At 56.6% G+C, this 249-nt stretch carries 1 pseudogene; it reads right to left on the bottom strand.

Annotation, left to right across the window (positions count from 1 at the left end):
* Positions 1–107: 107 nt before the first annotated feature.
* Positions 108–249: pseudogene (locus H7A85_RS20710) on the bottom strand (IS3 family transposase); the annotation flags it as partial.

Here is a 249-nt window from a genome sequence, read left to right as displayed (position 1 = left end):
CACGTCCACCTGCCGAAGTTTGGCGACGATCTCTTCCGGCTTGTGCTTCTTCTGTCCCATTCTCGTGTCCTCCATCAGCTCGAAAGCCTACTTCAGGGAGGACCACTTTTCAGGGGGCAGACCAACCAGTTTCCCGAGGCGGCCTCTTTGAGGATCAGCTTCTCGAGCGTCAGATCGGAGACTGCCTTGCGCAACCGCTCGTTCTCCTTCTCCAGATCCTTGAGCCGCTTCACCTGATCCAACTTGAGA

This window comes from Aureimonas sp. ME7 (assembly GCF_903970965.1).
In the GTDB taxonomy this organism is placed as follows: domain Bacteria; phylum Pseudomonadota; class Alphaproteobacteria; order Rhizobiales; family Rhizobiaceae; genus Aureimonas.
Note: the sequence above shows the minus strand (reverse complement) of the source record. Positions and strands in the feature narration are given on the sequence as shown.